We start from the raw sequence: 26,654 nt of genomic DNA on the forward strand, positions 1-26,654 counted from the left end.
GGTCCGGCAGCACCGGCGATACTGGTCCGGTGGGAACGATCGTGGTCTTCGGTGGACGCAGCGAGATAGGGGTGGCGACGGCGGCGCGCCTGGCCGAGGGAAACCGCGTGGTCCTCGCCGCGCGCCGACCCGACGACCTGGCCGGTGAGACGCAGACACTGCTGTCGGCGGGCGCGACGGCGGTCGACACCGTGGCGTTCGACGCCGACGACATCGCCTCGCATGCCGCACTCGTCGAATCGCTGTTCCGCGACGGTGCCCGGGTGGACGTCGCGATCGTGGCGTTCGGGATTCTCGGCGACGCGGCCCGGTCGGAGACCGATGTGGCCCACGCCTTGCAGATCGCCCACACCGACTACTACGCGCAGATAAGCGTGATGACTCCTCTCGCGGTGGCCCTGCGACGCCAGGGGTCGGGCACGATCATCGTGTTCTCGTCGGTCGCCGGTGTCCGCGTGCGCCGCGCGAACTACGTGTACGGCTCCACCAAGGCCGGGCTCGACGGCTTCGCGAGCGGGCTGGCCGACGCGCTGCACGGTTCCGGCGTCCGCCTCCTCCTCGCGCGGCCCGGCTTCGTGGTCGGTGCGATGACACGCGAGCTGATGGCCTCCGGAGTCGAGCCCGCTCCCTTCGCCAGGACCGCGGACCAGGTCGCCGACGCCGTCGCCAAGGCCTATCGCAAGGGAAGAGGCGAGGTGTGGATCCCCGGTGTGCTCCGGCCCGTCTTCTTCGGCATGCGCCTGCTTCCCCGCGCCGTCTGGCGGAGGCTGCCGCGATGACGGGAGAGTCCGAGGCGAAGCAGCCCGCCCGCTTCGTCGTGGTGGGAATCGGAGCCGACGGATGGAGCGGACTGAGCGACCGCGCCCGAGCAGCGCTGGACGAGGCGACGACGGTGTACGGTTCGGCGCGCCAACTCGACCTGGTCGCCGAACACCTCACCGCGGACACCGTGCCGTGGCGTTCGCCGATGTCCGAGCACCTGCGCGAAGTGCTGCGCGACAGCTCGGCACATGGCACGATTCACGTGCTGGCCAGCGGTGATCCGATGTTCCACGGCATCGGCTCCACCATCGTCCGACAGGTCGGTCGCGACCGCGTCACCATTGTCCCGGCACCGTCGAGCGTCTCGCTCGCGGCCGCCGAACTGGGCTGGGACCTGGCGTCCACCACCATCGTCAGCACAGTCACCGCACCCGCCTCGGCGGTGGTTCCCGAACTCGGCGACGGCGTCCGCCTTCTGGTCCTGTCCAGAGACGGCTCCACACCGGCCGAAATCGCGGAGCTGTGCCGGGCGCACGGGTACGGCTGGACCACGATGCGTGTGCTCGAGAATCTCGGAGCCGCGACGCAGGCCGTCCGGACCGGGCTGGCTCGCTCATGGGACGACCGCCCGTGCGCGCCGCTGAACATCACCGCGCTCGACTGCGTGGGCCCGAGCTCGTCGCACTGCCCGGGACTGCCCGACGAGGCGTACGAGCACGACGGTCAGCTGACGAAACAGACCGTGCGGGCACTCTCTGTCTCGGCCCTGGCTCCCGCCGCCGGACAACTGCTGTGGGACGTCGGCGCGGGCGCCGGAAGCATCGGTATCGAGTGGCTGCGGTGCACGCGCGACGGCCGGGCCGTCGCCTTCGAGGCCGACCGGCTCCGGGCCGCCGCCCTGCGACGCAATGCCGAGAAGCTCGGCGTCGGTCACCGGCTCACGCTGGCCGGCGCGGTGCCCGAGGCGCTGGCCGGAGCCGCCGACCCCGACGCGGTCTTCCTCGGGGGCGGCGTCGACCGCGACGTCCTCGACACCGCCTGGGATGCGCTGATGCCGGGCGGACGCATCGTCGGAAACGCGGTCGCGATCGAGACCCAGCACTTGTTCATCGACGCGCAGGAGCGGTACGGGGGGAGCCTCACCCGCCTGTCCGTGGAACGTGCCGCACCACTGGGCCGCCTCACGGCGTGGCGACCCGCTCTGCCGATCGTCCAATGGGTCGCGGTGAAAGACGACGCCGCGCGGGAGGACACATGACCGTCTACTTCATCGGCGCCGGCCCGGGGGCAGCCGACCTCATCACGGTTCGCGGCGCCGAGATCCTCAGTCGATGCACGGTGTGCCTGTACGCGGGATCGCTGGTGCCAGACGAACTCCTCGGTCGTCTGCCCGACGGTGCCGAGATCGTGAACACCGCGCGAATGCCGCTGACGGAGATCCTGAGCAGACTCGCACGCGCCGACGCCGCCGGTCACGACGTGGCCCGACTCCACTCCGGCGATCTCGCCCTGTACTCGGCGTTGACCGAGCAGCAGCGCGGTCTGCGCGAACTGGGCATCGCCTACGAACTGATTCCCGGGGTGCCCGCGTTCGCGGCGGCGGCGGCCGCCCTCGACACCGAGCTGACCGTCCCGGGAGTGGGGCAGAGTCTGATGGTGACGCGCGTCTCGACGCTCTCGACCGATATGCCGCCGGGGGAGGACCTCGGTTCCCTGGCTCGCAGCGGCGTCACTCTCGCCCTCCACCTCGCCGCACACCGCACCGAGCAGATCGTCGCCGAACTGGCGCCGCACTACGGCGCCGACTGCCCGACGGCGACGGTCGCGTACGCCTCGCGCCCCGATCAGCGGATCGTGCGCTGCCGGCTCGACGAACTGCCCGCGGAACTGTCGGCGGCGCGCATCACCAAGACCGCCGTGATCTTCGTCGGGCGCGTCTTGGACGCCCGGACGCATCCCGACGTCACCGACAGCTATCTCTACTCGCATGCCCGGATGACGAAGCTGCGTGAGGACCGCCATGCCTGAGCCGTCCGTGCTGATCCTGGGCGGAACCGGCGAGGCGCGCGAACTCGCACGCCTGCTCGATGAGTCCGGTGTTCCGGTCGTCACCTCCCTCGCGGGCAGAGTCGCCGATCCGCGTCTGCCGGTCGGCCGGGTGCGCGTCGGCGGCTTCGGCGGCGTCGACGGTCTCGCCGCGTGGATCGGCGAGGCCGGAATAACCGCGATCGTCGACGCGACGCACCCGTTCGCCGCCAGAATCACGCCGAACGCCGTCGCGGCGGCGGAACTGACCGGGGTCGGATATCTACGCCTCGCCCGACCTCCGTGGTCACCCGGGGCCGGCGAGCGCTGGACGCGCGTGCCCGACATCGCCGCCGCCGCGACCGCGGTCGCCGAGAGGGGCGGGAGCCGGGTATTCCTCACCACCGGAAGACAGGACGTGTCCGAGTTCGCGGAGATCGACGAAGCGTGGTTCCTGATTCGGGTGGTGGATCCGCCCGAGGGGCCGCTTCCGCCGCATCACCGGGTTCTCCGCTCCCGCGGCCCGTACCGTCTCGCCGATGAGACGGCGCTGCTGCGCGAGCACCGCATCGACGTGCTGGTCACGAAGAACAGCGGGGGAGAGATGACCGTCGCCAAACTCCGCGCCGCCGCGCGGCTCGGTGTCGAGGTGATCGTCGTCGACCGTCCCGCGGAACCCGACGGGATCGCGCGCGTCGACACCCCGAGCGAGGCCCTCGACTGGCTGTCCGGGCCGGCCGGCCGAGGAGAGATCCGCTAGGCGTAGTGCCGCGGGGTGTACACGAGGTCGCCGCCCGGCCTGCGGGCGAGGGTGGTCATCGACGAGCCGATGATCAACAGCGTGCGCATGTCGACTGTCGCCGGATCGAAGTCCGCGGCCGTGGTCACCGTCAGGCGCTGTCCCGGGCCGCCCACGTCACGGCCCGCGATCACCACGCGGTCGGCCGGAACCAGTTCGGTCAGGAGTTCCTTGAGACGTTTGATCTGCTCCACGCGTTTCGGCGACGCCGGATTGTAGATCGCGATCACCAGGTCGGCGGCGATCGCGTGCCGGAGCCGCTCCTCGATGACCGATCCGGGCTTGAGCAGGTTCGACAGGGAGATCACGGCGAAGTCGTGGCCGATCGGCGCACCGACAGCGGCCGCCACCGCGTGCGCGGCGCTCACCCCCGGCGTCACTCGCACGGGCACATGCGCCCACCGTTCCTCCGCAGCAGCCTCCGCCACCGCAGTCGCCATGGCGAACACCCCCGGATCGCCCGACGACACGACGGCCACCCTGGCGCCGCGCGAGGCCAGGTCGAGGGCGAACTCCGCGCGTTCGGCCTCGACTCGATTGTCACTGGCGTGGACGCGCTGTCCGGGGCGCGCCACCACCCGGTCGAGGTAGGTCTTGTATCCGACGAAATCGGTCGCCGCTGCCAACTCCGCGGCCACCTGCGGCGTCGTCTGGTCCACCGGTCCGGGACCGAGGCCGACCACCACCACTTCACCGCGCGAACGGTCGCCTCCCGCGGCGAGCGGATTGTTGCGTCGCCCGGGTACCACGATCAGGGAGAAATAGGGCACCGACGACGGGTCGACGTCGGCCACGCGCTCCACGCGCTGGCGGTCGGTGGACGCCCTTTCGACGTACCAGGCCTCGTCGAGACGCCCGGCGGCGGCCAGAGCGTCGCGCACCTTCACGAAGGTGCGGCCGAGTTTCATGATCGCCAAGGCCTCGCCGGACCGGAAATGCGCGATCAGCTCGCCGGCCTCGGCGGTTCCTGGCAGGACCGTCAGCGTCTCCTCGCCTTCGACGAGCGGGATGCCGAGCGCCGCGGACGCCGCATTCACCGACGTCACCCCGGGAATGATCTGCGCCTCGAACCGGTCGACGAGCCGCTTGTGCATGTGCATGTACGAGCTGAAGAACAGCGGGTCGCCCTCGGCGAGCAGCGCCACATCGCGTCCGGCGGCCAGGTGCCCGGCGAGGAGTTCGGCACTCTCGGCGTAGAAGTCGGCCATCGCGCCCGCGTAGCCGCCGGGATGATCGGTGGTCTCCACGGTGAGCGGGTACATCAGCCGTTCTTCGATCTGGCCTTTGCGCAGATACGGTTCCGCGACCGAGCGGGCAATCGAATTACCGTGCCGTGCACAGTGATACGCGATCACGTCGGCCTCGCCGATGATCCGCGCAGCCTTAACCGTCACCAGTTCGGAGTCGCCCGGCCCCAGGCCGACACCCCACAGTTTTCCGTTCACAGCGGAGTCCGCTCCCGTCGTCGACATCACCGGACCGCTCATTCCGCCGTGCTCGCGAGAGCGTTGACCGCGGCCGCGGTGATCGCCGAGCCGCCGCGTCGGCCGGTGACGGTGATGAACTCCAGATCAGTGCGGTCGGCGAGCGCCGCACATGATTCGGCGGCGCCGACGAAGCCCACCGGTGCGCCGACGATCGCGGCCGGACGAGGCCAGCCCTGGTCGATCAGGTCGAGGAGCGCGAACAACGCGGTGGGAGCGTTGCCGATCGCGACCACGGCGCGGTCGAGGTCGTCGCGCCAGTACTGCAGCGCCGCGGCGGTCCGAGTGTTGCTGATCCGCTCGGCGAGATCGGCGATCCCCGGCTCCTTGAGGTGACAGCGGACCGCATTGTCGGCGGGAAGCCGCAGCCGCGTGATACCCGACGCGACCATGTTGGTGTCGCAGAGGATCGGCCCGCCCGCTGCCAAGGCGGCGCGAGCGGCCGTCACCACTCCCGGGGTCGCCACCACGTCGTCGGTGAGGTCGGTCTGTCCGGACGCGTGGATCATCCGGACCACCACCGGCTCGAGGTCGGCGGGAAAGCCCGTCAGATCGGATTCGGCGCGGATCATGGCAAACGACTGACGGTAGATCTCGGCTCCGTCGCGGACATACTCGGTCATGGTGTGCCCAAGATTACGCACCCGAGGCGGCGGCGGTGGACCCGGTACGGCCCCGCGCCGTGCCGGTGGGAATCAGCCGCCCGGGACGCGACGGTCGGTGCGGTAGCCGTCGCCCGTGGCGATCCGCCGGACGTGCGGACCGTTCGGGGATCCGCACCCGCGGTCGCAGCCCAGCCAATGCTCGCGTTCGCGACCGGGCGCCGCATCCGGGGCACCGAGGTGCGCGAGCAGGTCGCCGCGGACGTCGGCGTGCGACCGGCCGCATCCGGGCGAGCCGGTGCAAGCGCTGAATCTCGTCCACGGACTGGCCGAATCGAAGATGAACCCGAGCGGGGCGAGCACGCGCACCACGGTCTCGGCCACGGCCTCGGTGAGGTCGGGAATCAGGATCTCGCGCTCGGGCGTGATGAGGATCGGCGTGCCGATGGCGCCGGCGAACTGCGCCTGCCGTGCCGAGAGCCGGCCGAACTCGGTGACGGCACCGAGCAGCACCCGTCCGTCCGATTGCTCGAACCATCCGACGATGGGCTCTCGGACGTCCGGCCGGCCGCCATTCGCGGAGGCCGCGGCTTCGGTCGGTGCCAGACGCCCGAAGCCCGCCACGGCGCCCGAGACCGCAGCGCGGGCCCGACCGTCGAGTTCCCGGATCCGCCACTCGTCGGCACGGTGCTCGTGGAACGACGCCGCGGCGGCGACCATCGCGGCGGGCAGTTCCGTCAGCGGCACCACCCGGCCGGTCGGGACGCCCCCGAGATGGATCGCCGCCTCGTCGGGACTCACGGCCGCGCCGAGCACGTCGACGTCGCGGCCCCTGACGTCACCGCGGCCGTCGTCGAAGCCGAACCAGAACCGGCCCGAGAGGTCGCGGGTCCACTGATGCCGATGCAGTTCGGCCTCCAGTTCGCGAGCAGCGGGCCGGACATCGGCCAGACCGCCGATCCGACCGCTCAGCGGCGACACCACGATGTTCCGGACGCGGTCGTGAGCCCGGTCGGTGGCGAGTCCGGCCGCCAGGATGCGGTCGGCGAAGGCGTCCACGCGGTCGTCGGCGATCCCGCGCACCTGCAGGTTCGCGCGGACGGTGATCTCGATGTGGCCGTCGCCGAACTCCTCGGCGGCCAGTGCCAGCGCCTCCAGCGCGGCCGGTTCCACCTGCCCGCCCGACAACCGGATCCGGGCCAGCCGGCCGTCGTCGGCCGGATGGGTGCGGAAGACGCCGGGACAGCGGTCGGCGGGTTTGTTCACCCCTCCAGGATATGGCCTACAGTGAAGCCCAGCCTGCCCGCGCGGAAGCCGGTTCGAGTCCGGCACGGTCGCGCCACTGTGTGGGACACCGCCCGCCACTGCCGGCGTGTCCCGAGTCAGACCCGCAGCGTCAGGCGACCTTCGGTCCACCGGGCCGATGTGACCGTACGACGCCGGGCGCGCACTCCCGGCGAGGAGTATCACCGTGATCACCCTGTTCTCCACTTCCGACACCGACCTGCGCACGGCCGCCACCTGCGGTGCCGACTTCCGGGTCGCGAATCCGGCCCGCACGCTGATCGACGATCTGCCCGGGCTGCTCGACGGCGCCGACCTGGTGGTCGTCCGGCTGCTCGGCGGAAAGCAGGTGTGGGAGGACGGGCTGGCAGCGGTCCTCGCCGGCCGGGCGCCGGTGGTCGTGCTGTCGGGGGAGCACAATCCGGATCCGGATCTGATGGCACTGTCGACGGTGCCGGCCGGCGTCGCCGCGCAGGCGCACGCGTACTTCGTGGCCGGCGGCCGCGAGAACCTCCTCGCGGTGCACAACTTCCTCTCCGACACCGTGCTGCTCACCGGGCTCGGCTTCGACAGCCCGACGCAGACACCGGACTGGGGGGTACTCGAGCGGCCGGCGGCCGCCGTCCCGGACGACGCGCCCGCGGTGGCGGTGCTGTACTACCGCGCCCAGCATCTCGCGGGCAACACCGACTACGTCGCCGCCCTCTGCGATGCGATCGAGGCCCACGGGGCCCGCGCCACCGGAGTCTTCTGCGCCTCCCTGCGCAGCGCACCCGATGAACTGATCGAGCATTTCGCCGAATACGACGCGCTCGTGGTGACGGTGCTGGCCGCGGGCGGGTCGACGCCGGCGCTCGCCTCGGCCGGCGGCGACGACGAATCCTGGAACGTCGAGCGCCTCGCCGCGCTCGACATCCCGATCCTGCAGGGGCTCTGCTCCACCAGTTCCCGGTCCGACTGGGCAGCCAACGACGACGGTCTGACCCCACTCGACGTCGCCAGCCAGGTGGCCGTGCCCGAGTTCGACGGCCGCATCATCACCGCACCCTTCTCCTTCAAGGAATTCGACGACAACGGGCTCCCGTTCTACGCACCCGACCCCGAACGATGCGCGCGCGTCGCCGGCATCGCCGTCGCCCATGCGCGGCTGCGGCACGTGACACCGGCGGAGAAGAAGGTGGCCCTGCTGCTGTCGGCGTACCCCACCAAGCACGCCCGCATCGGCAACGCGGTCGGTCTCGACACGCCGCGCAGCCTGGTCGGAGTGCTGCGCGCCCTCCGGGATGCGGGCTACGATATCGGTCCGGCCGGCGGCGACGCGGCCGTCCCTGGCTTGGGATCACGGCCCGACGACGACGATCCGGACGCCCTGATGCACGCGCTGATCGACGCCGGCGGGCAGGACGCCGACTGGCTCACCGAGGAGGCGCTCGCGGCGAACCCGATCCGCGTCGGCGCCGCCGACTACTCGCGGTGGTTCCAGACGCTGCCGGAGCAGTTGCGCTCCGACGTCGTCGAGCACTGGGGTCCGCCTCCGGGCGAACTGTTCGTGGACCGCTCTCACGACCCCGACGGCGAGATCGTGATCGCTGCGATGGTCTTCGGGAACATCGTGCTGCTGGTGCAGCCGCCCCGCGGGTTCGGTGAGAACCCGGTCGCGATCTACCACGATCCGGATCTTCCGCCCTCGCACCACTATCTCGCCAGCTACCGGTGGCTCGCGTCGCGACCCGATCGGGACGGCTGGGGCTTCGGAGCCGACGCCGTGGTGCACATCGGAAAACACGGCAATCTGGAGTGGCTGCCCGGCAAGATGGTGGCGCTCTCGGCCGATTGCGGCACCGACGCGGCACTGGGCGATCTGCCGCTGATCTACCCGTTCCTCGTCAACGACCCCGGCGAGGGAACGCAGGCCAAGCGGCGCGCGCACGCGGTCCTGGTGGATCACCTCATCCCGCCGATGGCGCGAGCCGAGACGTACGGCGACATCAACCGTCTCGAGCAGCTGCTCGACGAGCACGCCAACATCTCGGCGCTCGACCCGGCCAAACTCCCCGCCATCCGGCAACAGATCTGGACACTGCTGACCGCGGCCAAGATGGACCAGGACCTCGGGCTCTCCGAGCGGCCCGACGAGGACGTCTTCGACGACATGCTGCTGCACGTGGACGGATGGCTCTGCGAGATCAAGGACGCCGCGATCCGCGACGGCCTGCACGTCCTCGGGCAGGCGCCCGACGGCGAGATGGAGATCGACCTCGTGCTCGCGATGCTGCGCGCCCGCCAGCTCTGGGGCGGCTCGCAGACGCTGCCCGGACTGCGCGAGGCCCTCGGACTCACCGAGAACGCCTCGGCGCGCGGGGAGGTCGACCGAGTGGAGGCGATCGCCAGGCGATTGGTCAGCACCTGCGCCGAGGGGGGCTGGACCCCCGAGGCCGTCGCGGCCGCGGCCGACGGCCACCCCGACGACGTGCACCGGATCCTGGCCTTCGCCGGGGACGAGGTGATCCCGCGACTGCGCCAGACCACGTGCGAGACGGACCGGGTCCTGCATGCGCTCGCCGGCGGGTTCATCCCGGCCGGCCCGAGCGGATCGCCGTTGCGCGGCCTGATCAACGTGCTCCCCACGGGTCGCAACTTCTACTCCGTCGACCCGAAGGCCGTCCCGTCGCAGCTGGCCGCCGAGACCGGTCGGGCGATGGCTGATTCGCTTCTCGAGCGCTATCTCGCCGACCACGGCGAGTACCCGGAGTCCGTCGGGCTCTCGGTGTGGGGGACCAGCGCCATGCGTACCTCCGGCGACGACATCGGGGAGGTCCTGGCGCTGCTGGGCGTCACGCCGGTGTGGGACGAGGGCTCGCGCCGCGTGGTCGATCTGGAGCTCGTGCCGCTCGCCGAACTCGGCCGCCCGCGGATCGACGTGACAGTGCGGATCTCCGGCTTCTTCCGCGACGCGTTCTCCCACGTCGTGGCGATGATGGACGATGCCGTGCAGCTCGCGGCCGACGCCGACGAGCCGGACGAGCAGAATTACGTCGCCGCGCACGCTCGGGCGGCGATCGCCGAACACGGGGACGCCCGCCGCGCCACCACGCGCGTCTTCGGCTCGCGGCCCGGCACGTACGGCGCCGGCCTGTTGCAGCTCATCGACTCCAAGCAGTGGCGCACCGACGAGGACTTGGCCGCGGTCTACACCGAGTGGGGCGGCTACGCCTACGGCCGCGGTCTCGACGGAGTCGCCGCCGTCGAAGACATGCGGGCCGCGTACCGCCGCATCGCGGTGGCGGCGAAGAACACCGACACCCGCGAACACGACATCGCCGATTCGGACGACTACTTCCAGTACCACGGCGGGATGGTCGCCACCGTGCGGGCGCTCACCGGCACCGCACCGGAGGCCTACATCGGCGATTCCACGCGCCCGGACTCGGTACGCACCCGCACCCTGCACGAAGAGACCTCCCGCGTGTTCCGCGCGCGGGTGGTCAACCCGCGCTGGCTCGCGGCAATGCGCAGGCACGGATACAAGGGGGCCTTCGAGATGGCTGCCACCGTCGACTACCTCTTCGGATACGACGCCACCACCGATGTGGTGGCCGACTGGATGTACGAGCAGCTCACCGAGCAGTACGTGCTCGACGAGACCAACCGCGAGTTCCTCGATGCGGCCAACCCCTGGGCCCTGCACGGCATCACCGAAAGGCTTCTCGAGGCGGTGGAGCGGAAGATGTGGCACGAGCCACCCGCCGACATGCTGACCGAACTCCGCCGCGTGTACCTCGAAGCCGAGGGCGACATCGAGGCGCGCTCGGAACAGGAGTGAGCCGCCTGCGCCGAGGTCGCTGAGCAGCGGGGGAGCAAAACCGGGTCCTCGTTCGTTGAACTCTGTGTGAGCGCCGGTGACTGCACCGGCGCAGAGAGGACCTGACATGCGATACCTGTTCGTCGGCTATGTGATCGCCGAGATCGCGGCCTTCTGGGCGATGGCGCACTTCCTCGGATTCGCCTGGGCATTCCTCATCACCGTGCTCGCCGCCGGCGTGGGGTTCGCGGTGCTCGGGCGCCGAGCCCGCACCTTGGGCACCGACATGCGCAAGGCGATGCGGAACGAGATCGGCGCGGGCCGCCCGATCACCGACTCCGCTCTGTTCGCGGTCACCGCCACGCTCATGATCCTTCCCGGGATCGTGTCGACGATCGTCGGACTGTTGCTGATGACTCCGCCGGCGCGCCGCCTGCTGCGACCGGTGGTCGCCGCCACCGCTGCCCGCAGAGCCACGGCGATGGCCGGCCGGATGACGGTGATCGACCTCGGGGGCCGGCCCGCCGGCGGCCGAGGCTTCGGGTTCGGCGGGCACGGTTACGTCGACGGGACGGTCGAAGGCGTGGTCGTGGACACCACGGTGCGCAACCCGGACGGCTCGGTTCACGCCGACGCACCGTCGCTGCCGCCGACCCGCCGCGACTGAGTAGTCCGTCACCTTGGCGAACCGCGACCGGCGCGGCAGAAGACCCGTCTGGGAGAATGACGGCGTGACGACGCAGCTGCTCCTCGGAGGCATGGTCTACTCCTCGCCGGCGGTACCCGACGCCACCGCGATGGCGGTGACCGACGGGACGGTCGTATGGGTCGGGACCGACGACGTCGGCCGGGCCCTGCACCCGGACGCGCACGTGATCGATCTGCAGGGACGGTTCGTCAGCCCCGCGTTCGTCGACTGCCATGTTCATCTCACCGACACCGGCATCGCGCTCGGCGGCCTCAACCTGTCCGGAGCCGGCAGCCGCTCGGAATGCCTGCGGATGCTGGCCGAGTACCTCTCCGAGCACGATGAGGACCTCGTCTGGGGGCTCGGCTGGGACGCATCGGCGTGGTCGAGTGACGAGCCGGGCCAGGACTCGCCGCCGACCACGTCCGACATCGACGCCGTCGCCGGCGGCCGCGCCGTGTACCTCGCCCGGATCGATGAGCATTCGGCCGCGGCGTCGTCGGGGCTGCGCCGCCTGGTTCCGGGACTCGAGTCCGAGCACGGGTACTCGCCCGAACAGCCGCTCGTCGCGGACGCGCACCACCGGGTCCGCACCACAGCGCGCAATCTGATCGGTGCCACCGCGCGCAGGCGCGCCCAGTTGCGGGCCCTCGACCACGCGGCCGCCCGCGGTGTGGTCGCCGTCCATGAGAACGGCGGCCCCGACATCAGCGGGCTCGACGACTTCCGGTCGCTCGCCGACCTCGACCACGGGGTCGGCGTGCGGCGGTACTGGGGCGAGGCGGCGTCGTCCGTCGACGAGGTGCGGCACATCCTCGACCGCACCGGGGCCGATGCCATCGGCGGCGACCTGTTCGTCGACGGCGCGCTCGGCTCCCACACCGCCTGGCTGTGCGAGCCCTACAGCGACTGGTCGAGCACCAGCGGTGTCAGCTACCTCTCCGAGCAGGTGATCCTCGATCACCTGCGCGCCACCACCGAGGCCCGCGTGCAGGCCGGCTTCCACATGATCGGTGACGCCGCCGCGGCCGCCGTCGCTCATGCGATGGAGGTGTTGGCGGCCGAACTCGGCACGCCGGCCCTGGCGCGGTGCGTTCACCGTCTCGAACACGCGGAGATGGTCACCCGCGCCCAGGCCGAGATCTTCGCCCGGTGCGGCGCCGTCGCGAGCATGCAGCCGCTGTTCGACGCCGCATGGGGAGGCACCGAGGATCTGTACGCCACGCGCCTCGGCGATCGGGGTACCGGGTTGAACGATTTCGCGATGCTCGCGAAGGCCGGAGTGTCCCTCGCCTTCTCCAGCGACTCCCCGGTGTGCGACATCGACCCGTGGTCCACCGTCCGGGCCGCGGCGCACCATCGCACGGCCTCGAGTTCGATCTCGCCGCGCGCCGCCTTCGCGGCGTGCACCCGCGGCGGCTGGCGCGCCGGCGGGGTCAACGACGGCCTCACCGGAACGCTGGTCCCCGGTGCGCCCGCGCACTACGCCGTGTGGGAGGTGGACGAACTCGTGGTCGCAGCGGCCACCGAGAACGTGCAGCGGTGGTCCACCGATCCGCGCTCGCGGGTGCCGGCCCTGCCGGATGTGGCACCGGGAGCTCGACTGCCCGAGTGCGTCGAGACCGTCGCCGGAGGCCGGACCATCTTCCGTCGCGCGTGACCGCCGTCCGTTGGTGGCAGCGGGTCCCGGTCGCCGCGGCGGCCGGCGGCCTGATGTACGCGTCGTTTCCGCCTCTGCACCATGTGTGGTGGCTGGCGCCCGTCTCACTGGGGCTGCTGTACGCCGTCATGACCATCGGCCGCCCGTCGGTGAAGAGCTGCGCCGGGTCCGGCTTCGTCTTCGGCCTCGCCTTCTTCGTCCCGCTGCTGCCGTGGATAGGGGAGTACGTTGGACCACTGCCGTGGCTCGCGCTCGCCGCCGTGATGGCCGGCTATCTCGCGCTCTTCGGCGCTCTTGCGGCGGTCACCATGCGGCTGCGCGCGCGGCCGCTGTGGTTCGCACTCAGCTGGGTCACTGTCGAAGCCGTCCGCTCCGCCTTCCCCTTCGGGGGCTTTCCCTGGGGGCGTACCGCCTTCAGCCAGGTGGACGGCTGGTACCTGCCGCTCACGTCGGTGATCGGCGTTCCCGGCGTCGCCTTCGTGATCGCGCTCACCGGGGCCTCCGCGGTGGAGGTCATCGGCAGGCTCCTGCATCGACCGACCAGGACCGCCCGATCGGCGGGTGCCGCTCTGGCGATCGGGGTGGTGGTCGTGCCCCTAGCCGCCGGTGCGGCGCTGTCGCGCATCGGAAGCCCGCTGACGTCGTCGGCCGGCACCAGCGACATCGCCGCCGTGCAGGGAAACGTGCCGAGACTGGGCCTCGATTTCGACACCCAGCGCCGCGCCGTCCTCGACAATCACGTCCGGGAGACGCTCGGGCTCGCCGCCGAGATCGACTCCGGCCGGCGCAGCAGGCCCGACCTGGTGCTGTGGCCGGAGAACGCGGCCGACGCGCCTCCGACGGTGTACCGGGACTCCGCCGAGAGCATCCGGGCGGCCGTCACGGCCGTCGGCGCCCCGGTGGCCTTCGGCACCTGGATTCCCCTCGACGGCGGCGGCACCACCAATACCGTGCTGCTCTGGGGCGAACACGGCGGATTCGCCGACGACCAGCCCTCGGGACGGTACGACAAGCACATCGTCCAGCCCTTCGGCGAATACCTCCCGTGGCGCAGCTTCTTCCGGATCTTCTCGTCGTACGCCGATCGAGCCGGCGACTTCCGGCCGGGCACGGGACCCGCGGTCCTCACCGCGCACACCCGTCACGGAGACGTGGTGATGGGCGTGTCGACCTGCTGGGAGGTGGCATTCGACCGCGCACCCGCGCAATCGGTTCGCGAAGGCGCACAGATCCTGTTCGTGCCGACCAACAATGCGACCTTCGGCAAGACCGACATGACCTACCAGCAGCTGGCGATGTCGCAGGTCCGTGCCGTGGAGACGGGGCGCAGCGTCGTCGTGGCGGCCACCAGCGGAGTCAGCGCGCTCATCGCGCCGGACGGCTCGCTGATCGCCGAGAGCGAGATCTTCACACCCGATGTCCTGCAGGCCCGCATGGAGTTGCGGTCCGGGCAGACCCTCGCCGTCAGGCTCGGCCCCTGGCCGCAGCGGCTCGCGATCCTCGCCACGGTGGTGGCATTTTTGTACGCGCTGCGCGGACGCATTAGCCTCGATGTGTTCGCCGGTCGGAGGGGACCGGCCACGAAGAAGGAGCACGATGGCCAGCAGGCAACCTGAATCGCGCATCGTCGGGGCGAACGGCGAGGGCGCCCTCGTGGTGATCCCGACCTTCAACGAGCGCGAGAACCTGCCACACATCGTCGGTCGCCTGTTGACCGCTCAGCAGGGCATTCACGTGCTGGTGGTCGACGACTCGAGCCCGGACGGCACGGGCGAGGTCGCCGACCGGCTCGCAGCGGACGACGCGGCGGGCCGCATTCACGTCATGCATCGCACCGTCAAGGACGGTCTGGGCAAGGCCTATCTGGCCGGATTCGCGTGGGGTCTGGAGCGTGACTACGCGGTCATCGTCGAGATGGACGCCGACGGCAGTCACGCTCCCGAGCAGTTGTTCCGGCTGCTGGAGGGCATCAATGAGGGCGCCGACCTGGTGATCGGTTCGCGATACGTTCCCGGCGGCGAGCTGGTGAACTGGCCCAAGCGCCGCGAGCTCCTCTCCAAGGGCGCCAACACGTATGCGCGGCTGGCGCTCGGCGCCAAGGTCAAAGACATCACCGCCGGTTACCGCGCTTTCCGCCGAGAGGTGCTGGAGAAGATCGGTCTCGATCAGGTGGAGTCGGCGGGCTACTGCTTCCAGATCGACCTCGCGTGGCGCTCGCTGCAGAACGGCTTCACGATCCGTGAGGTGCCGATCACCTTCACCGAACGCGAGATCGGCGAGTCGAAGATGGACGGCGGCGTGATCGCGGAATCGTTCCTCAATGTCGCCCGGTGGGGAATCCGCGGCCGCCTCGACAGGCTCCGCGGACGCTAGTCTCCGGCACGGGCTCGCACCCGGAAACGAATCAGCCCCCGGAGAATCGATTTCTCCGGGGGCTGACGTCGTATTGCGCCGCGGTTATGCCGAGCCGCCGCGCCGGCGCTGCTTGAGCAGGTCCAGACGTTCGGCCAGCAGCACCTCGAGTTCCTCTTCGGAGCGACGCTCCAGGAGCATGTCCCAGTGCGTGCGCGGCGGCTTGCCCTTCTTCTCCTCGGGCACGCCGCCTTCGAGGAGCTTGCCCTCCATGCCGTTCTTGCACGGCCACGTCGCGGGAATCTCCGCATCGTCGGCGAACGGGATGTCGAAGATCTCACCGTTGTCGGTGCGGTACTGGACGAGCCGACGCGGCGCGAGGTCGTGATCACGGTCGGTCTCGTAGCTCACCGCCCCGAGCCGGCTACCACGCAGGACTCGATCAGCCATGAAGTCTTCCTCTCAAACGGTCGGGTGACGGTGTCCATTCTACGCGGTCCACGACGTGGACGGCGTTCCACGGTACCGTCGTGATGTGTCCGAATCCCCGGCTCCCGAAAGCCCTGCGAACGAACCGCAGTCTCGTCGCCGCCCGTACGCATGCGCCTGGTGCGGTCGTCAGATGGTGGATTCGGAGCGGGGGCGCAGACGCAAGTACTGCAAGCGGTCGTGCCGGCAGCGCGCCTACGAACAGAGAACGCTCCTCGAGGGCACCTCTATTCCCGAGGATGCGATCATCCTCAGCCACGCGGAGGCCGAAGACCTCGGAGACCGGATGTTCGCGCTCCGCTGCGCTGCGGAGGACTTGTCGACCGCACTCGGGGAGAAGGCCGATCGTCAGACGCTGACCGACCTGGCCGCCGAGGTCCTGCGGCTGGCGAGTGAGGCCGAACGGTTGCGTTGATCGCCGGCTGCCGAGCCGGGAGAGGCAGGTCACGGACTTCCGGAGCCGGCGGCGCGCGCGAACGCCGTTAAGATCGTCAGAGTGAACGACGAACGGCGCGACGACTCGGCCCCCGACGTCGTCTCCGTGCGTCCTCTTCACCGGGCGGGGGAACTGCTCGCGCGCACCGATGAGAGCCAGGCGGCTGTTCGGGCCGCTCAGATCGCGCGCAGGCTCGCGCCGGTGGACGGCCGACTCCCGTCCGGCGACCGCACCTCCGACCGGGTCGCCCGCCTCCTCAACGACGTGCGGCCCGACCGTCCCAGCGCGATCCGGGAACTCGGTCTGGCCTCGGTGGCCGTCTGGCAGTCGCTCATCGAACGCAGACGCCCCGACCCGGCCGGTCCGATCCCGGCCACGATTCTCTTCACCGACCTCGTCGGCTTCTCGTCCTGGGCGCTGCGCGCCGGAGACGACCAGGTGCTGGAGTTGTTGACCGCCGTCAACGCTGCGTGCGAGGAGGTGATCAGGGCGCACGGCGGCCAGGTGGTGAAAACGCTCGGCGACGGCACGATGGCAGTCTTCCTCGATCCGGGGGAGGCTATCGCCGCAGCTCACGAGGCGGTGGGTGCGGTGAGCGCGATCGTAGTCGGCGGCTTCCGGCCGGCTCTGCGCGCCGGGCTGCACACCGGCACCCCGCGAGCGGTCGGTTCGGATTTCCTCGGTGTGGACGTGAACATCGCGGCGCGGGTCTGCGATGCGGCGGGCGGTGGCGAGGTGTATGCGAGCGAGTCCGCCCTCGACCAGCTCGATCCCGATGACTATGTGCTCCGCCGCAAGCGGTTCAAGGCCAAGGGCGTACCGCGCGAACTCCAGGTGTTCCGCGTCGTTCCGCGGTACTGACGATGCCCTTCGACGACGACGAGCTGGAAGAGTTCTACCGGCGCATCGAATCGCGGACCGCGGCGGCGAATGCGCGTCCGCGCAAGCGCAGGCGCCAGGTGCCCCGCGTGCAGTTCGCCTGTCCGACGCCGGAGAAGATCGCCTATCCGTCGCAGGCGGCGGTGACCGGCGCGATCCTGGCGGTGGCTCGCAACTCTCGAGGTCGCCCCAGCCTTCGGTCATACGAATGTGTGTGCGGCGCATGGCATCTCACGAGTGCCATACCCCGCCCGCCGGGCAGCCGGTGATCCGGGTGCCCGGCGACGGCGTCACTGCCCGCGGAAGTTCGGCGGACGCTTCTCGAAGACGGCGGTGACCGCCTCGGTGAGATCGTCGCTCGGCAGGAAGGCCGCGTTCCACGCCGCGACGTAGCGGAGGCTGTCGTCGACGCGCGCGCTCCGGCTGTGATCGAGGACATCCTTGACGCCCTGCACTACGAGGGGAGCGTTGGCCGCGATCTCGGCCGCGATCCCCCGCGCGGCGGCAAGGGTGGCGTCCTTGTCGTCGTACACGTCGCTGACGAGACCGATCTTCTCTGCGCGAGCGGCATCGATGTCCTTGCCGGTCAGCGCGAGTTCACGGGTGTGACCTTCGCCGATGATCAGCGGCAGCCGGGCGAGCGAGCCCATGTCCGCGACGATGGCGACCTTGACTTCGCGCACGCTGAACTTCGCGTCGGCGCTGGCCACCCGGATGTCGGCGGCGCTGATCAGGTCGACGGCACCGCCGATGCACCAGCCCGAGATCGCGGCGACGACCGGCTTGCGGCAGTCGGCGACGGCGTCGATGGCCCGCTGCATGCGCTTGATGGTGTGGTGGAACTCAGTGCGCGGACCGGCCTTCGCATCCGGGGCCAGCACCTTGCCGAAGTCGCCCATCATCGCGGGCAGGTCGAGGCCGAACGAGAAGTGCTTGCCCGATCCGGAGAGCACCACTGCGCGCACATCCGGGTCCGCGTCGATCGCCTCGAACAGCGGGGCGGACTCGGCCCAGAAGTCGGGGCCCTGAGCGTTGCCCTTGCTGGGGCCGATGAGCGTCACCTCGGCGACGTGATCGGCGACGGTCACCTCGAACGCCTTGTAGGGATGCGTCCGGTATGCGGGGGAGTCCGTGAGAGTCTTGTCCTGAGTCACGGACCCGATGCTACCCACCCGGGGTTACTCATGAGTAACCCCGGGTGGATCCGGCAGTCGTCAGTCGCGATGCAGCCGCGGCAGCAGTTCGGCGGTCTTCTGATCGGTCCACCCTTCGGGGGTGAGGATCGCTGCCCACGCCGTCGGGATCTCTCGCAGATAGTTGTGACCGTGTCCGTCGGGGACGTCGACGGCCACCGCCATATCGGCGGCGACCTGCAGGAAGGTGACGAACGGGATCCAGTTCACCGCTGAGAGCACGTCGGAGCCACGGGGCTCCTTGAGCCAGTCGGGCTTGTTGAGCACGAGATCCGGATTCCACCACGAGATGGGATCGGACGCGTGCTGTAGGTAGACGATGCGACCGCGGTCCCATTCCACACCGGCCGGGCGGTCGAGGTCCTTGGCCGTGTTGATGAATCGGACCTGCTCACCGTCATTGAAGATCGGCAGCACTTCCGAGGTACCGGCGTCACGGTCGGCGGTGGTGTCCACCCACGTCTGGTTGCTGAACGTGGGGCCGGTCAGCAGGGCGCCGTCGGTCCGGGCGCTCATCGTCGCGACAGAGCCGAACGGGGCCTCGGCGCCGAACGATCCGAGGCTCTCGCCGAAGACCACGACCTTGGGCCGTTGCGCCTCGGGGATACGCCGCACCAGCCGGTCGACCGCCTCGAACAGCGCGCGTCCGGCCTGGCGCGCGCGCTCCTGGTCGACGAGGAACGAGAGCCAGCTCGGCAGCATCGAATACTGCATGGACACCATCGCGGTGTCGCCGTTGTACATGTACTCCAGGGAGTCGAGGTTGGCCTGATTGACCCAGCCGGTGCCCGTCGACCCAGCGATGCCGATCAGTTTGCGCTGCAGACCGCCCGTCCGGACCAGTTCCTGGGCCGCCAGTTCAGCGCTGTCTTGGATCGAGTCCGCCGAATCGAGCCCGGCGTAGACCCGGATGGGTTCTTTCGCCGGCGCCTTGTTGAACGCCTCGAGTTCGGCGACCGTCGGGCCGGTCGAGACGAAGGTGCGACCCATGCGGCCCAGGCTCGCCCAGCTGACCACCGACTCCGGTCCGCCGGAACGCAGTGTGGAGGTCGGGGGAGCCGAATCGGGATTGGTCTCATTGTTCAGCGCCGCGAAGGAGTTGTTCAACGCCGACATGCCGTAGTCGGCGACCGCGCCGTTGAGGATCAGGACGCTCACGACGACCATCACCGTCGCCGCGGTGATCCCGGCGATCCGGGGTGGGATGCGCCGGCTCATGCGGCGCGCGAGCATCCGCAGCAGCGCACCCCATGCCTGTCCGACGCCGAGCAGGACCCCGAAGACCACCACCGCCACCACCACGATGATCGGGTACGCGGTCCAGTTGAGGTGTTCCACGCCCATCAGGTCACGCAGTTCCTCCTGCCAGCGGTGATACCAGTAGAGCATGAAGACGGTGCCTGCGAGGAAGACGATCGTGAGTCCCACCCACCACCATCCGCGCGGACGCGGCCAGGGTTCTCGACGGGACACCAGGTATCGCGCCAGCCATGTGAAGAAGGCTCCGATCGCGTAGCCGATCGCGGCGGCAGCGGCGCTGACGAGGCCTTGGAACAGGGGTCCGCGCGGCAGCAGCGACGGTGTCACCGACAGCCACAGCAGGACCGTCGCGACGACCAGACCGCCGTACGACAATCTTTTGGAGTACCGCGACCACAGACGCACCACGGCATTCGGAGACGAGGCGTTCGGAGACGAGGCGTCCGATTCCGCATCGCCGGCGTGCGCGGCGTCGGCGCGGGTCTCTTCGACGGCGTCGGCTTCGGTCGCCGGCGGCGCGTCGGTCGGTTCTTCAGCGGCCATGAGCCTGCCTTCCATGTGCCTGGTGTGACCCCTCACTTTAGAAGCAGGAGTGCCGAGATCGCGTGTGCCACGATGGTTTCGTGAACTCGATCCCTGATCCGCTGTCCATCGCCGACGTCCACGTGAGCCTGCCGGTGGCCGATCTCGACGCCGCGTCGCGGATGTACGACCTTCTCCTGGGTGAATCCGAGGGGCTGCGCTGGGCGGCGTCGAATGCGACGGTCGCACTCCGGGACGGGCGGACCGACGCCGACGCGCACGCCGTCGAACCGACGGTCGACTTGACCGTGGCCGATTACGACGGTGCCGCAGCGCTCCTGCGCCGGCGGGGCCTGACCCTGGCCGATAAGGACGGCGCTGCGGCGATCGTCGGCGCCTCGCCGCTGCGCATCACCGCCGGCCCGCAGGTCCGGCCCACCGGCCGGATGCTCGACCACATCGTCCTCACCGCGCCCGATGCCGACCGCGCCGTCGCGCTCCTCGGCGGCCGGCTCGGGATCAACCTGCGCCTCGTCCGCGAACTCGGCGACGGGATGTGCCAGCTCTTCTTCCGGACACGGACCGTCGTGATCGAGGTCGTCGCCGGAGCCCCGGACGCCGGCGACCACCTCGGACTCATGGGACTGGCCTGGCGCACCGACGACATCGTCGCCGAACGGCATCGCCTGGCAGGCGCCGGCCTCGAAGTCAGCGATGTCCGCACCGGCCGCAAGGGAGGCACTCGCGTATGCACCGTCCGAGAACCGGCACTGGGCACGGCCACCCTGCTCATCGAGCAGTAGGCATCGCGCAGTAGGGATCGCGCAGTAGTCAGCCAGCAGCAGCGACTTCCGCGCCGAAGGCTCAGTCCGCTTCGAGCGCCGACACGCGGTGCCACCGGCTCCGGTAGAAGACCAGCGGATCGACAGTCGGGTCACCGGAATGTCGATCGACGGCGAGCACCGCGATCACATGGTCGCCCGCGGTGACGATCTGCCGCGGCCGGGTGACGAACACCGCGGCGGCTCCGTCGAGCAGAACGGCGCCGCCGGCCTCACGGCGCCAACCAAGACCGTCGAATCTGCGCGGAGCCGGTCGACGGAAGGCGTCGGCCACCGGCGGCTGGTCCGCGGCGAGCACGCTCACTCCCCACTGCGGCACAGCCGAGAGCCGCGGGAGCGTGGTCGACGTCGCAGCGATGTTGACCGACACCAACGGCGGGTCCAGTGACACCGAGGTGAACGAACTCGCGATCAGGCCGAACGGTCCGTCCGCATCGACGGCGGCCACGGTGACCAACCCGGTGGGGTAGCGGGCCATGGTTGCCCGCAACGTCGGCTCGGTTTCGAACGCGGTGGTCATCACCAGAGTCCTCCCCGCGGCGTCAGTGTGCGGCCGTCTGAAAAGGCGCGGCCGCGACGCGTCCGGGAGTGTTTCCCGGCACCGCGAACAGACCGCGCAGCACCAACTGCGGTATCACGCCTTCCCCGAACCAGTACAGCTCTTCCAAGTGCGGGTAACCCGACAGGACGAACTCATCGATGCCCAGCGCGGCGTACTCGGCGATGCGGTCGGCCACCTCGGCATGACTGCCCACTAGCGCGGTGCCCGCGCCTCCGCGCACCAGACCGACACCCGCCCACAGGTTCTCGGCCACTTCCAGAGCCCGCGGATCGCGCCACGATCCGTCACCGCGGTGGGCGGCGTGCAGATCGCGCATCGCCGCCTGTCCCGCCGACTCGCTGCGTGCCAGGCCCTCCTGGGCGGCGCGAACGGTGTCCTCGTCGAGCGCTGCGAGCAGGCCGGCTGCCGCGGTCCACGCCTCGTCCGCGGTGTCCCGGGAGATGACGTGCAGCCGAATGCCGAATCGCACCGTTCGGCCCCGCTGCGCGGCGAGGCCGCGGATCCAGTCGATCTTCGCCGCCACCGCCGCCGGCGGCTCGCCCCAGGTCAGGTAGACGTCACTGTGCCGCGCGGCGACGGGACCGGCCTCGGGAGAGGATCCGCCGAAGTAGATCGGGATCTCCTCCGCGGGCAGCCGATGCAGCGCTGCGTCGTCGACCTGCAGGTGCCTGCCGCGGTGCGTCACCCGTTCGCCGCGCCACAGTCCGCGGACCACGGTCAGGAACTCGTCGGTGCGGGCGTAGCGCGAGGGTTTGTCGAGGAAGTCGCCGAACGCCCGCTGTTCATGGGGCTCGCCGCCGGTGACCACGTTCAGCAGGAGCCTGCCGGGCGCGTGCCTGCTGAAGGTCGCAGCCATCTGTGCGGCAAGAGTCGGGCTCACCAGCCCCGGACGGAGGGCGACCAGGAATCCCAGGCGCTCCGACTCTCGCGCGATCATCGCCGTCGTGAGCCAGGCGTCCTCGCACCAGGCACCGGTGGGCGTGAGTGCCGCGGTGAATCCGAAGTCCTCCGCCGCGCGGGCGATCGAACTCAGGTAGCCGATCGAGGCGGGCCGATCGCCGCGGGCGGCCCCGGCCGGAAGCCCGTGTCCGCCGCCGACGATGAACCGGGAATCGCCGTAGGTCGGCAGAAACCAGTGGAGCTTCAGTGCGGGGCGCTCGGTGTTCGACTGCTCTGACGGACTCGCGACCGGAGGTGTCGGGATCGCGGACCGGTTGGCCGTCACGGTGGTCGAGGAGGGGGTCTGTGCCATGTCTTCTTCCTGTGGAGGATCAGATGTTGCCGTGGGCGGGGGGCCGGGTGCCCGCGAGCGCCCATCGGCCGAGATGAGCGAGCTTCCATCGCTCGGGATCGTGAAGGGTGTGGGTTCGCGCGTCGCGCCAGTACCGCGAGAGGTTCGACGCCGCCGCGGCCGCCCTGGTGCCGCCGAAGTCGAACAGCGCCTCGCCCGCATGCCGGGCCGCACGCCCGGCGGCGACCTTGGCCGCGGCCGTGGCCAGCGACGCCTCTGCGACGAGCTCGGGCGGCTCGCCTGCGACTTCGGCCGTCTCGATGGCCCGGACCGCGGCGTCGAGCAGAGCCCGCGCCGCGCGGACCGTGAGTTCGAGTTCGCCGGCCGAGGCCAGCAGGAGGGGATCGTCGACCGCGCGCTCGACGCCGGCCTCGAACCAGGGGCGAGCGCGTTGCGCGGCCTCGGCTCCGGCCGCCAGCGCACCGGAGGCCAGACCGGCGTCGACGGCGGCGTGCAGCAGCTGCGCGCGAGCGCCATACGTGCTCGGTCTCTCGAACAGCTCGTCGAAAGCCACCACCTGCTCCGGCTCGACCGGAACATCGTCGAACTCGACCGTCCCCGATGCGGAGGTCCGCTGGCCGACCGCGTCCCAATCGTCGAGGATCGACACGCCTTCGGTCTCGGCCGGCAGATAGACCAGAACGCGACCGCCGTCGGGGCCGAGGGCGCGCACCGCCAGCAGATCGGCGAGGACCGCACCGGTGCAGTAGAACTTCTCGCCCGACAGGCGCAGTCCGCGCGCTGTCCGAACCACGCTCGTAGCGTCGTCCACGGCTGTCGCGCCGCCGCGCTCGCTCTGGGCGTTGGCCAGGCGCGCACCGCCGGCGACCCGTCCGAAGACCTCCTCGGCGAGTCCGGGCGGCGCGAGCCGCGCGAGGGCGTCGAGGAAGGTGAAGTGGCTCTGGGGGATCTGCGCCAGGCTCGGGTCGACGGCGGCCAGTGCGGCGATGAGCCCCGCCGCCGACCCGATGCCCAGACCGTGTCCGCCGTACTCCACCGGAACGGTGACCGCCAGCAATCCCGCCCCCGCCAGGAGATCGAGCTCCGCGCGGGGAAGCACGCGGTCGCGGTCGCGGTCCGAGGCGGTGCGCGCGATCTCCGGCAGCAGGCCCGGTAGAACGGTGGCGATAGGATCGGCTGTGACGGCGGTGGTCTCTGCGGCTCGATTCGAGACGGGACTCATGGTGGAGAGGACCTCTGGGTTCGACGGCGGGCGGTGGTCGGTTCAGCTGTACAGCGTGAACTGCGGGGCGCGGCGGTTCAGCGTCCAATCGCCGACCTCGCGGGCCTTGTATGCGACCGGATCGTGCACCGTGTGCGTTCGCAGGTTGCGCCAGTGCCGATCGAAGCCGTAGGAGGTCGTCGTCGCGCGAGCTCCCTGGATCTCGAACAGCCGCGAAGCCACGTCGAGGGACACCTTGGTCGTGACGTACTTGGCCTCGGCGATCGCGATCGCGGCTTCGGCACGCTGGTCGGGCGTGAGGTCCGGGCCGATGTCGAGTGCGCTCTGCAGCGCCTCACCCGCGTGGTCGGCGAGCAACGCCGCGGCGGTGACCTCGGAGCGCAGCGCGCCGACCAGCTCGAGGATGTACGGATCGTCGGTCGCGCTCTCCAGACCGGAGGTCTCCCACGGTGAGGCGTGCAGGCGAGTCCAGTCCAGTGCCTCCTCGAGTGCACCTTCGGCGGTGCCGATGTAGAAGTTGACGAAAGCCAGCTGCCAGTGCGGGGTCACGAGAGTCTGATATGCGCTCGGCACGCGTCCGGTCAGCGGATCCTCGCCGAGGATCTCGCTGCGCTCGATGCGCACACCGTCGAAGACCACTCCGCCGGAGTCGGTCATTCTCTGGCCGATGTTGTCCCAGTCGTTCAGCGGTGTGAACCCTTCGCGCCGGGCCGGGATGGACAGGAACACCAGGTCGCCGTCGAGATCGGCGGTCACCGACAGCTGGTCGGCGACACCGGCTCCCGAGGCGAAGGTGCGCCGGCCGTCGAGCCGGAAACCGGACCCGTCACGGGTGAGCGTCAGACCGGATGCGCCGCGCGGATTCTGCACGCCGCCCCAGAAGGGCTTGAACTGTGCGTTGCGGCGCGAGAGTTCGTCGGCCTGATCGGCGGTCCCGAACAGGTGCGGTATGCGCTGCTGTGCGTAGTGGTAACCGAGCAGGTGCGCGATCGAGGTGTCGCCGCGGGCGACGTGTCGGGTCAGTTGCTGCGACTGCGCATAGTCCAGTCCCGAGCCTCCGTACTCCACCGGCTCACCGACCTGCAGCAGGTCGGCTTCGCGAAGCAGTTCGATCTCGGCCAGCGGCGGCTTGTTCGCGCGGTCACGCTCGGCGGCGGTGGCCCGCAATTGCGCCGCGACGAGGTCGGCGCGGCGCAGCGCGGCGTCGAACCGGGCCAGGTCGTCGGACGCGGGCGGTGCGGTGTGGTCGGTGACGGTCATGGGTTGCCTTCTTTCGATCCGGATGGAATGAGGAGGTGGGAGCTCACCGGGCGGCGAGGACGCCGTGACGGGCGAGCTCGGATTCGAGGCGGCCGCTGACGGCGAGGTCGTTCTCGAGATCGCGAACGATCGGCAGGATCTTCTCGCCGAAGTAGACGACGTCCTCGTGGTAGTGCAGAAAGCCCAGGAGCAGCAGATTCACGCCGCGGGTCTTGTAGGCGACGATGCGCTCGGCGATCTGTTCGGGTGTGCCGATCAGTCCGGTGCGGAAACCGTCGTTGTACTGGACGAGGTCGGCGAACTCCGAGTCCTGCCACATGCCCTTGCCGTCCGAGGTGGACGAGCCGGCCTGCTTGACCGCGGATCCGAATCCCTCTACCGCCTCGCGGTCCGCCTTGTCGACGATCTCTCGGAGCACGTCGCGGGCCTCGCTCTCCGTGTCGCGTCCGATGAGGAAGCCGTTGAGGCCGAACTTGACCGTGCGGTCGTGCAGTGCCGCTTCGGTGAGCACGTCGCTGACCTGCTCGCTGATACCGTCGAAGTCTCTACCGTTGCTGAAGTACCAGTCCGAGACCCGACCGGCCATCGCTCGAGCCGCGGTCGAGTTGCCGCCTTGGAAGATCTCCGGATGCGGGCGTCCGGGCAGGTCGAGCGGCTTCGGCTTCAGATCGAAATCATGGAGACGATAGAAGTCGCCCGCGAGGTCGGCGTGGTCGTCGGTCCAGATCCGCCGTAGGTAGGTGATGAACTCCTCGGCGCGGCGGTAGCGTTCGTCGTGCTCGAGCCACGGCTCGCCGAGCTTGGTGAACTCGTCCTTGAACCAGCCGCTCACGACGTTGACCGCGGCGCGGCCCCCGGACAGATGGTCGGCGGTGGCGAGGAACTTGGCGAGGACGCCCGGGTGCCAGAGCCCGGGATGGACCGCGGCGATGACTTTGAGCCGCTCGGTGGCGAGCAGCAGAGCGAGCGAGAAACTGGTCGACTCGTGCTGGTACGCGGCACCGTACGAGGCCGTGTAGCGGACCTGGCTCAGTGCGTAATCGAAGCCGTTGTTCTCGGCGAGCCGGGCGAGAGTGCGGTTGTAGTCGTACCCCCAGTCGGTGCGCTGTTCGATACGGGAGACGACCAGACCGCCGCTGACGTTCGGCACCCAGTACGCGAACTGGAGCGGCTGATACGCGGTCTCGAGACGACGGTCGGAACTGTTGGTGGACATGACGAATAGACCTCCGGTGAGGTTGGTGACGAGAGTTCGGTGAAGCAGGACTGGGCCGGCGAT

24 protein-coding genes are annotated in these 26,654 nt (G+C 70.1%); 13 read left to right on the forward strand and 11 right to left on the reverse strand.

Features of this window, described 5'->3' with window-relative positions:
* Positions 1-29: 29 nt before the first annotated feature.
* From ACZ5QD_RS05580 to ACZ5QD_RS05595, 4 genes are read left to right on the forward strand one after another with little or no spacing between them, the layout of a single operon-like run.
* Positions 30-779, forward strand: coding sequence for an SDR family NAD(P)-dependent oxidoreductase (locus ACZ5QD_RS05580; RefSeq protein WP_464367164.1), 750 nt, complete (start codon positions 30-32; stop codon positions 777-779).
* The gene (gene cbiE / locus ACZ5QD_RS05585) at positions 776-2,020 is read left to right on the forward strand and encodes a precorrin-6y C5,15-methyltransferase (decarboxylating) subunit CbiE (RefSeq protein WP_375004065.1); all 1,245 of its coding nucleotides are present in this window, start codon (positions 776-778) and stop codon (positions 2,018-2,020) included. The genes ACZ5QD_RS05580 and cbiE overlap by 4 nt, the downstream gene beginning before the upstream one ends.
* A complete protein-coding gene (gene cobM / locus ACZ5QD_RS05590) occupies positions 2,017-2,790 on the forward strand; it encodes a precorrin-4 C(11)-methyltransferase (protein ID WP_045537376.1) in 774 nt (257 codons plus the stop codon). Before cbiE ends, cobM begins: the two co-directional genes overlap by 4 nt.
* Complete coding sequence (locus tag ACZ5QD_RS05595; protein ID WP_278127343.1) at positions 2,783-3,547, forward strand: cobalt-precorrin-6A reductase; 765 nt, start codon at positions 2,783-2,785, stop codon at positions 3,545-3,547. Before cobM ends, ACZ5QD_RS05595 begins: the two co-directional genes overlap by 8 nt.
* Here ACZ5QD_RS05595 and ACZ5QD_RS05600 read toward each other — a convergent pair.
* From ACZ5QD_RS05600 to cobG, 3 genes are all read right to left on the reverse strand, one after another.
* On the reverse strand, positions 3,544-5,058 hold the full coding sequence (locus tag ACZ5QD_RS05600) for a precorrin-2 C(20)-methyltransferase (RefSeq protein ID WP_278127431.1): 1,515 nt from the start codon (positions 5,056-5,058) through the stop codon (positions 3,544-3,546). The two genes, ACZ5QD_RS05595 and ACZ5QD_RS05600, sit on opposite strands and share 4 nt — an antisense overlap.
* A gap of 11 nt (positions 5,059-5,069) precedes the next feature.
* Complete coding sequence (locus ACZ5QD_RS05605; protein WP_278127344.1) at positions 5,070-5,693, reverse strand: precorrin-8X methylmutase; 624 nt, start codon at positions 5,691-5,693, stop codon at positions 5,070-5,072.
* A 72-nt stretch (positions 5,694-5,765) separates the two neighbouring features.
* Complete coding sequence (gene cobG / locus ACZ5QD_RS05610) at positions 5,766-6,938, reverse strand: precorrin-3B synthase (RefSeq protein ID WP_278127345.1); 1,173 nt, start codon at positions 6,936-6,938, stop codon at positions 5,766-5,768.
* A 205-nt stretch (positions 6,939-7,143) separates the two neighbouring features.
* On the opposite strand from cobG, the gene cobN reads away from it, so the two are divergent.
* The 5 genes from cobN to ACZ5QD_RS05635 all read left to right on the forward strand — a co-directional run bounded on the left by cobN (position 7,144) and on the right by ACZ5QD_RS05635 (position 15,479).
* Complete coding sequence (gene cobN / locus ACZ5QD_RS05615) at positions 7,144-10,779, forward strand: cobaltochelatase subunit CobN (protein ID WP_278127346.1); 3,636 nt, start codon at positions 7,144-7,146, stop codon at positions 10,777-10,779.
* A 106-nt stretch (positions 10,780-10,885) separates the two neighbouring features.
* Positions 10,886-11,425, forward strand: a complete 540-nt coding sequence (locus ACZ5QD_RS05620; protein ID WP_278127347.1) for an FxsA family protein — start codon at positions 10,886-10,888, stop codon at positions 11,423-11,425.
* A gap of 64 nt (positions 11,426-11,489) precedes the next feature.
* On the forward strand, positions 11,490-13,106 hold the full coding sequence (locus ACZ5QD_RS05625) for an amidohydrolase (RefSeq protein ID WP_278127348.1): 1,617 nt from the start codon (positions 11,490-11,492) through the stop codon (positions 13,104-13,106).
* Entirely contained in the window at positions 13,103-14,722 is a 1,620-nt protein-coding gene (lnt, locus tag ACZ5QD_RS05630; RefSeq protein ID WP_411815864.1) for an apolipoprotein N-acyltransferase, read from the forward strand. The genes ACZ5QD_RS05625 and lnt overlap by 4 nt, the downstream gene beginning before the upstream one ends.
* Positions 14,703-15,479, forward strand: a complete 777-nt coding sequence (locus tag ACZ5QD_RS05635; protein WP_464367165.1) for a polyprenol monophosphomannose synthase — start codon at positions 14,703-14,705, stop codon at positions 15,477-15,479. The genes lnt and ACZ5QD_RS05635 overlap by 20 nt, the downstream gene beginning before the upstream one ends.
* Positions 15,480-15,563: 84 nt before the next feature.
* Here ACZ5QD_RS05635 and ACZ5QD_RS05640 read toward each other — a convergent pair whose 3' ends face one another.
* On the reverse strand, positions 15,564-15,908 hold the full coding sequence (locus tag ACZ5QD_RS05640) for an RNA polymerase-binding protein RbpA (protein WP_006894962.1): 345 nt from the start codon (positions 15,906-15,908) through the stop codon (positions 15,564-15,566).
* Positions 15,909-16,080: 172 nt separating this feature from the next.
* Here ACZ5QD_RS05640 and ACZ5QD_RS05645 point away from each other — a divergent pair, with 172 nt between their 5' ends.
* From ACZ5QD_RS05645 to ACZ5QD_RS05655, 3 genes are all read left to right on the forward strand, one after another.
* On the forward strand, positions 16,081-16,362 hold the full coding sequence (locus ACZ5QD_RS05645; protein WP_006894965.1) for a hypothetical protein: 282 nt from the start codon (positions 16,081-16,083) through the stop codon (positions 16,360-16,362).
* Positions 16,363-16,443: 81 nt separating this feature from the next.
* Positions 16,444-17,244, forward strand: a complete 801-nt coding sequence (locus ACZ5QD_RS05650; RefSeq protein ID WP_006894967.1) for an adenylate/guanylate cyclase domain-containing protein — start codon at positions 16,444-16,446, stop codon at positions 17,242-17,244.
* Positions 17,245-17,246: 2 nt separating this feature from the next.
* Positions 17,247-17,531 (forward strand): hypothetical protein, encoded by a 285-nt coding sequence (locus ACZ5QD_RS05655; protein ID WP_006894968.1) that lies wholly within the window; start codon positions 17,247-17,249, stop codon positions 17,529-17,531.
* Between the two features lie 21 nt (positions 17,532-17,552).
* On the opposite strand, the gene ACZ5QD_RS05660 is transcribed toward ACZ5QD_RS05655, so the two are convergent.
* Together ACZ5QD_RS05660 and ACZ5QD_RS05665 are read right to left on the reverse strand one after the other, a co-directional pair.
* Positions 17,553-18,416, reverse strand: coding sequence for a crotonase/enoyl-CoA hydratase family protein (locus ACZ5QD_RS05660; protein ID WP_051999595.1), 864 nt, complete (start codon positions 18,414-18,416; stop codon positions 17,553-17,555).
* Between the two features lie 60 nt (positions 18,417-18,476).
* Positions 18,477-20,258 carry an alpha/beta hydrolase gene (locus tag ACZ5QD_RS05665; RefSeq protein WP_464367166.1) on the reverse strand — a complete coding sequence of 594 codons (1,782 nt, stop codon included), beginning with the start codon at positions 20,256-20,258 and terminating at the stop codon, positions 18,477-18,479.
* Positions 20,259-20,338: 80 nt separating this feature from the next.
* Here ACZ5QD_RS05665 and ACZ5QD_RS05670 point away from each other — a divergent pair, with 80 nt between their 5' ends.
* Positions 20,339-21,040, forward strand: a complete 702-nt coding sequence (locus ACZ5QD_RS05670; RefSeq protein ID WP_101841570.1) for a VOC family protein — start codon at positions 20,339-20,341, stop codon at positions 21,038-21,040.
* 61 nt (positions 21,041-21,101) lie between these two features.
* Here ACZ5QD_RS05670 and ACZ5QD_RS05675 read toward each other — a convergent pair whose 3' ends face one another.
* From ACZ5QD_RS05675 to sfnG, 5 genes are read right to left on the reverse strand one after another with little or no spacing between them, the layout of a single operon-like run.
* On the reverse strand, positions 21,102-21,599 hold the full coding sequence (locus tag ACZ5QD_RS05675) for a flavin reductase family protein (protein WP_039866824.1): 498 nt from the start codon (positions 21,597-21,599) through the stop codon (positions 21,102-21,104).
* A gap of 22 nt (positions 21,600-21,621) precedes the next feature.
* Positions 21,622-22,893, reverse strand: a complete 1,272-nt coding sequence (locus tag ACZ5QD_RS05680; protein ID WP_006894978.1) for an LLM class flavin-dependent oxidoreductase — start codon at positions 22,891-22,893, stop codon at positions 21,622-21,624.
* Between the two features lie 19 nt (positions 22,894-22,912).
* Positions 22,913-24,115 (reverse strand): acyl-CoA dehydrogenase family protein, encoded by a 1,203-nt coding sequence (locus ACZ5QD_RS05685; RefSeq protein WP_006894979.1) that lies wholly within the window; start codon positions 24,113-24,115, stop codon positions 22,913-22,915.
* Positions 24,116-24,157: 42 nt separating this feature from the next.
* On the reverse strand, positions 24,158-25,375 hold the full coding sequence (locus ACZ5QD_RS05690; protein ID WP_464367167.1) for an acyl-CoA dehydrogenase family protein: 1,218 nt from the start codon (positions 25,373-25,375) through the stop codon (positions 24,158-24,160).
* Between the two features lie 43 nt (positions 25,376-25,418).
* A complete protein-coding gene (gene sfnG / locus ACZ5QD_RS05695; RefSeq protein WP_006894983.1) occupies positions 25,419-26,591 on the reverse strand; it encodes a dimethylsulfone monooxygenase SfnG in 1,173 nt (390 codons plus the stop codon).
* Positions 26,592-26,654: the final 63 nt, after the last annotated feature.

Source organism: Gordonia sp. J1A, assembly GCF_055393515.1.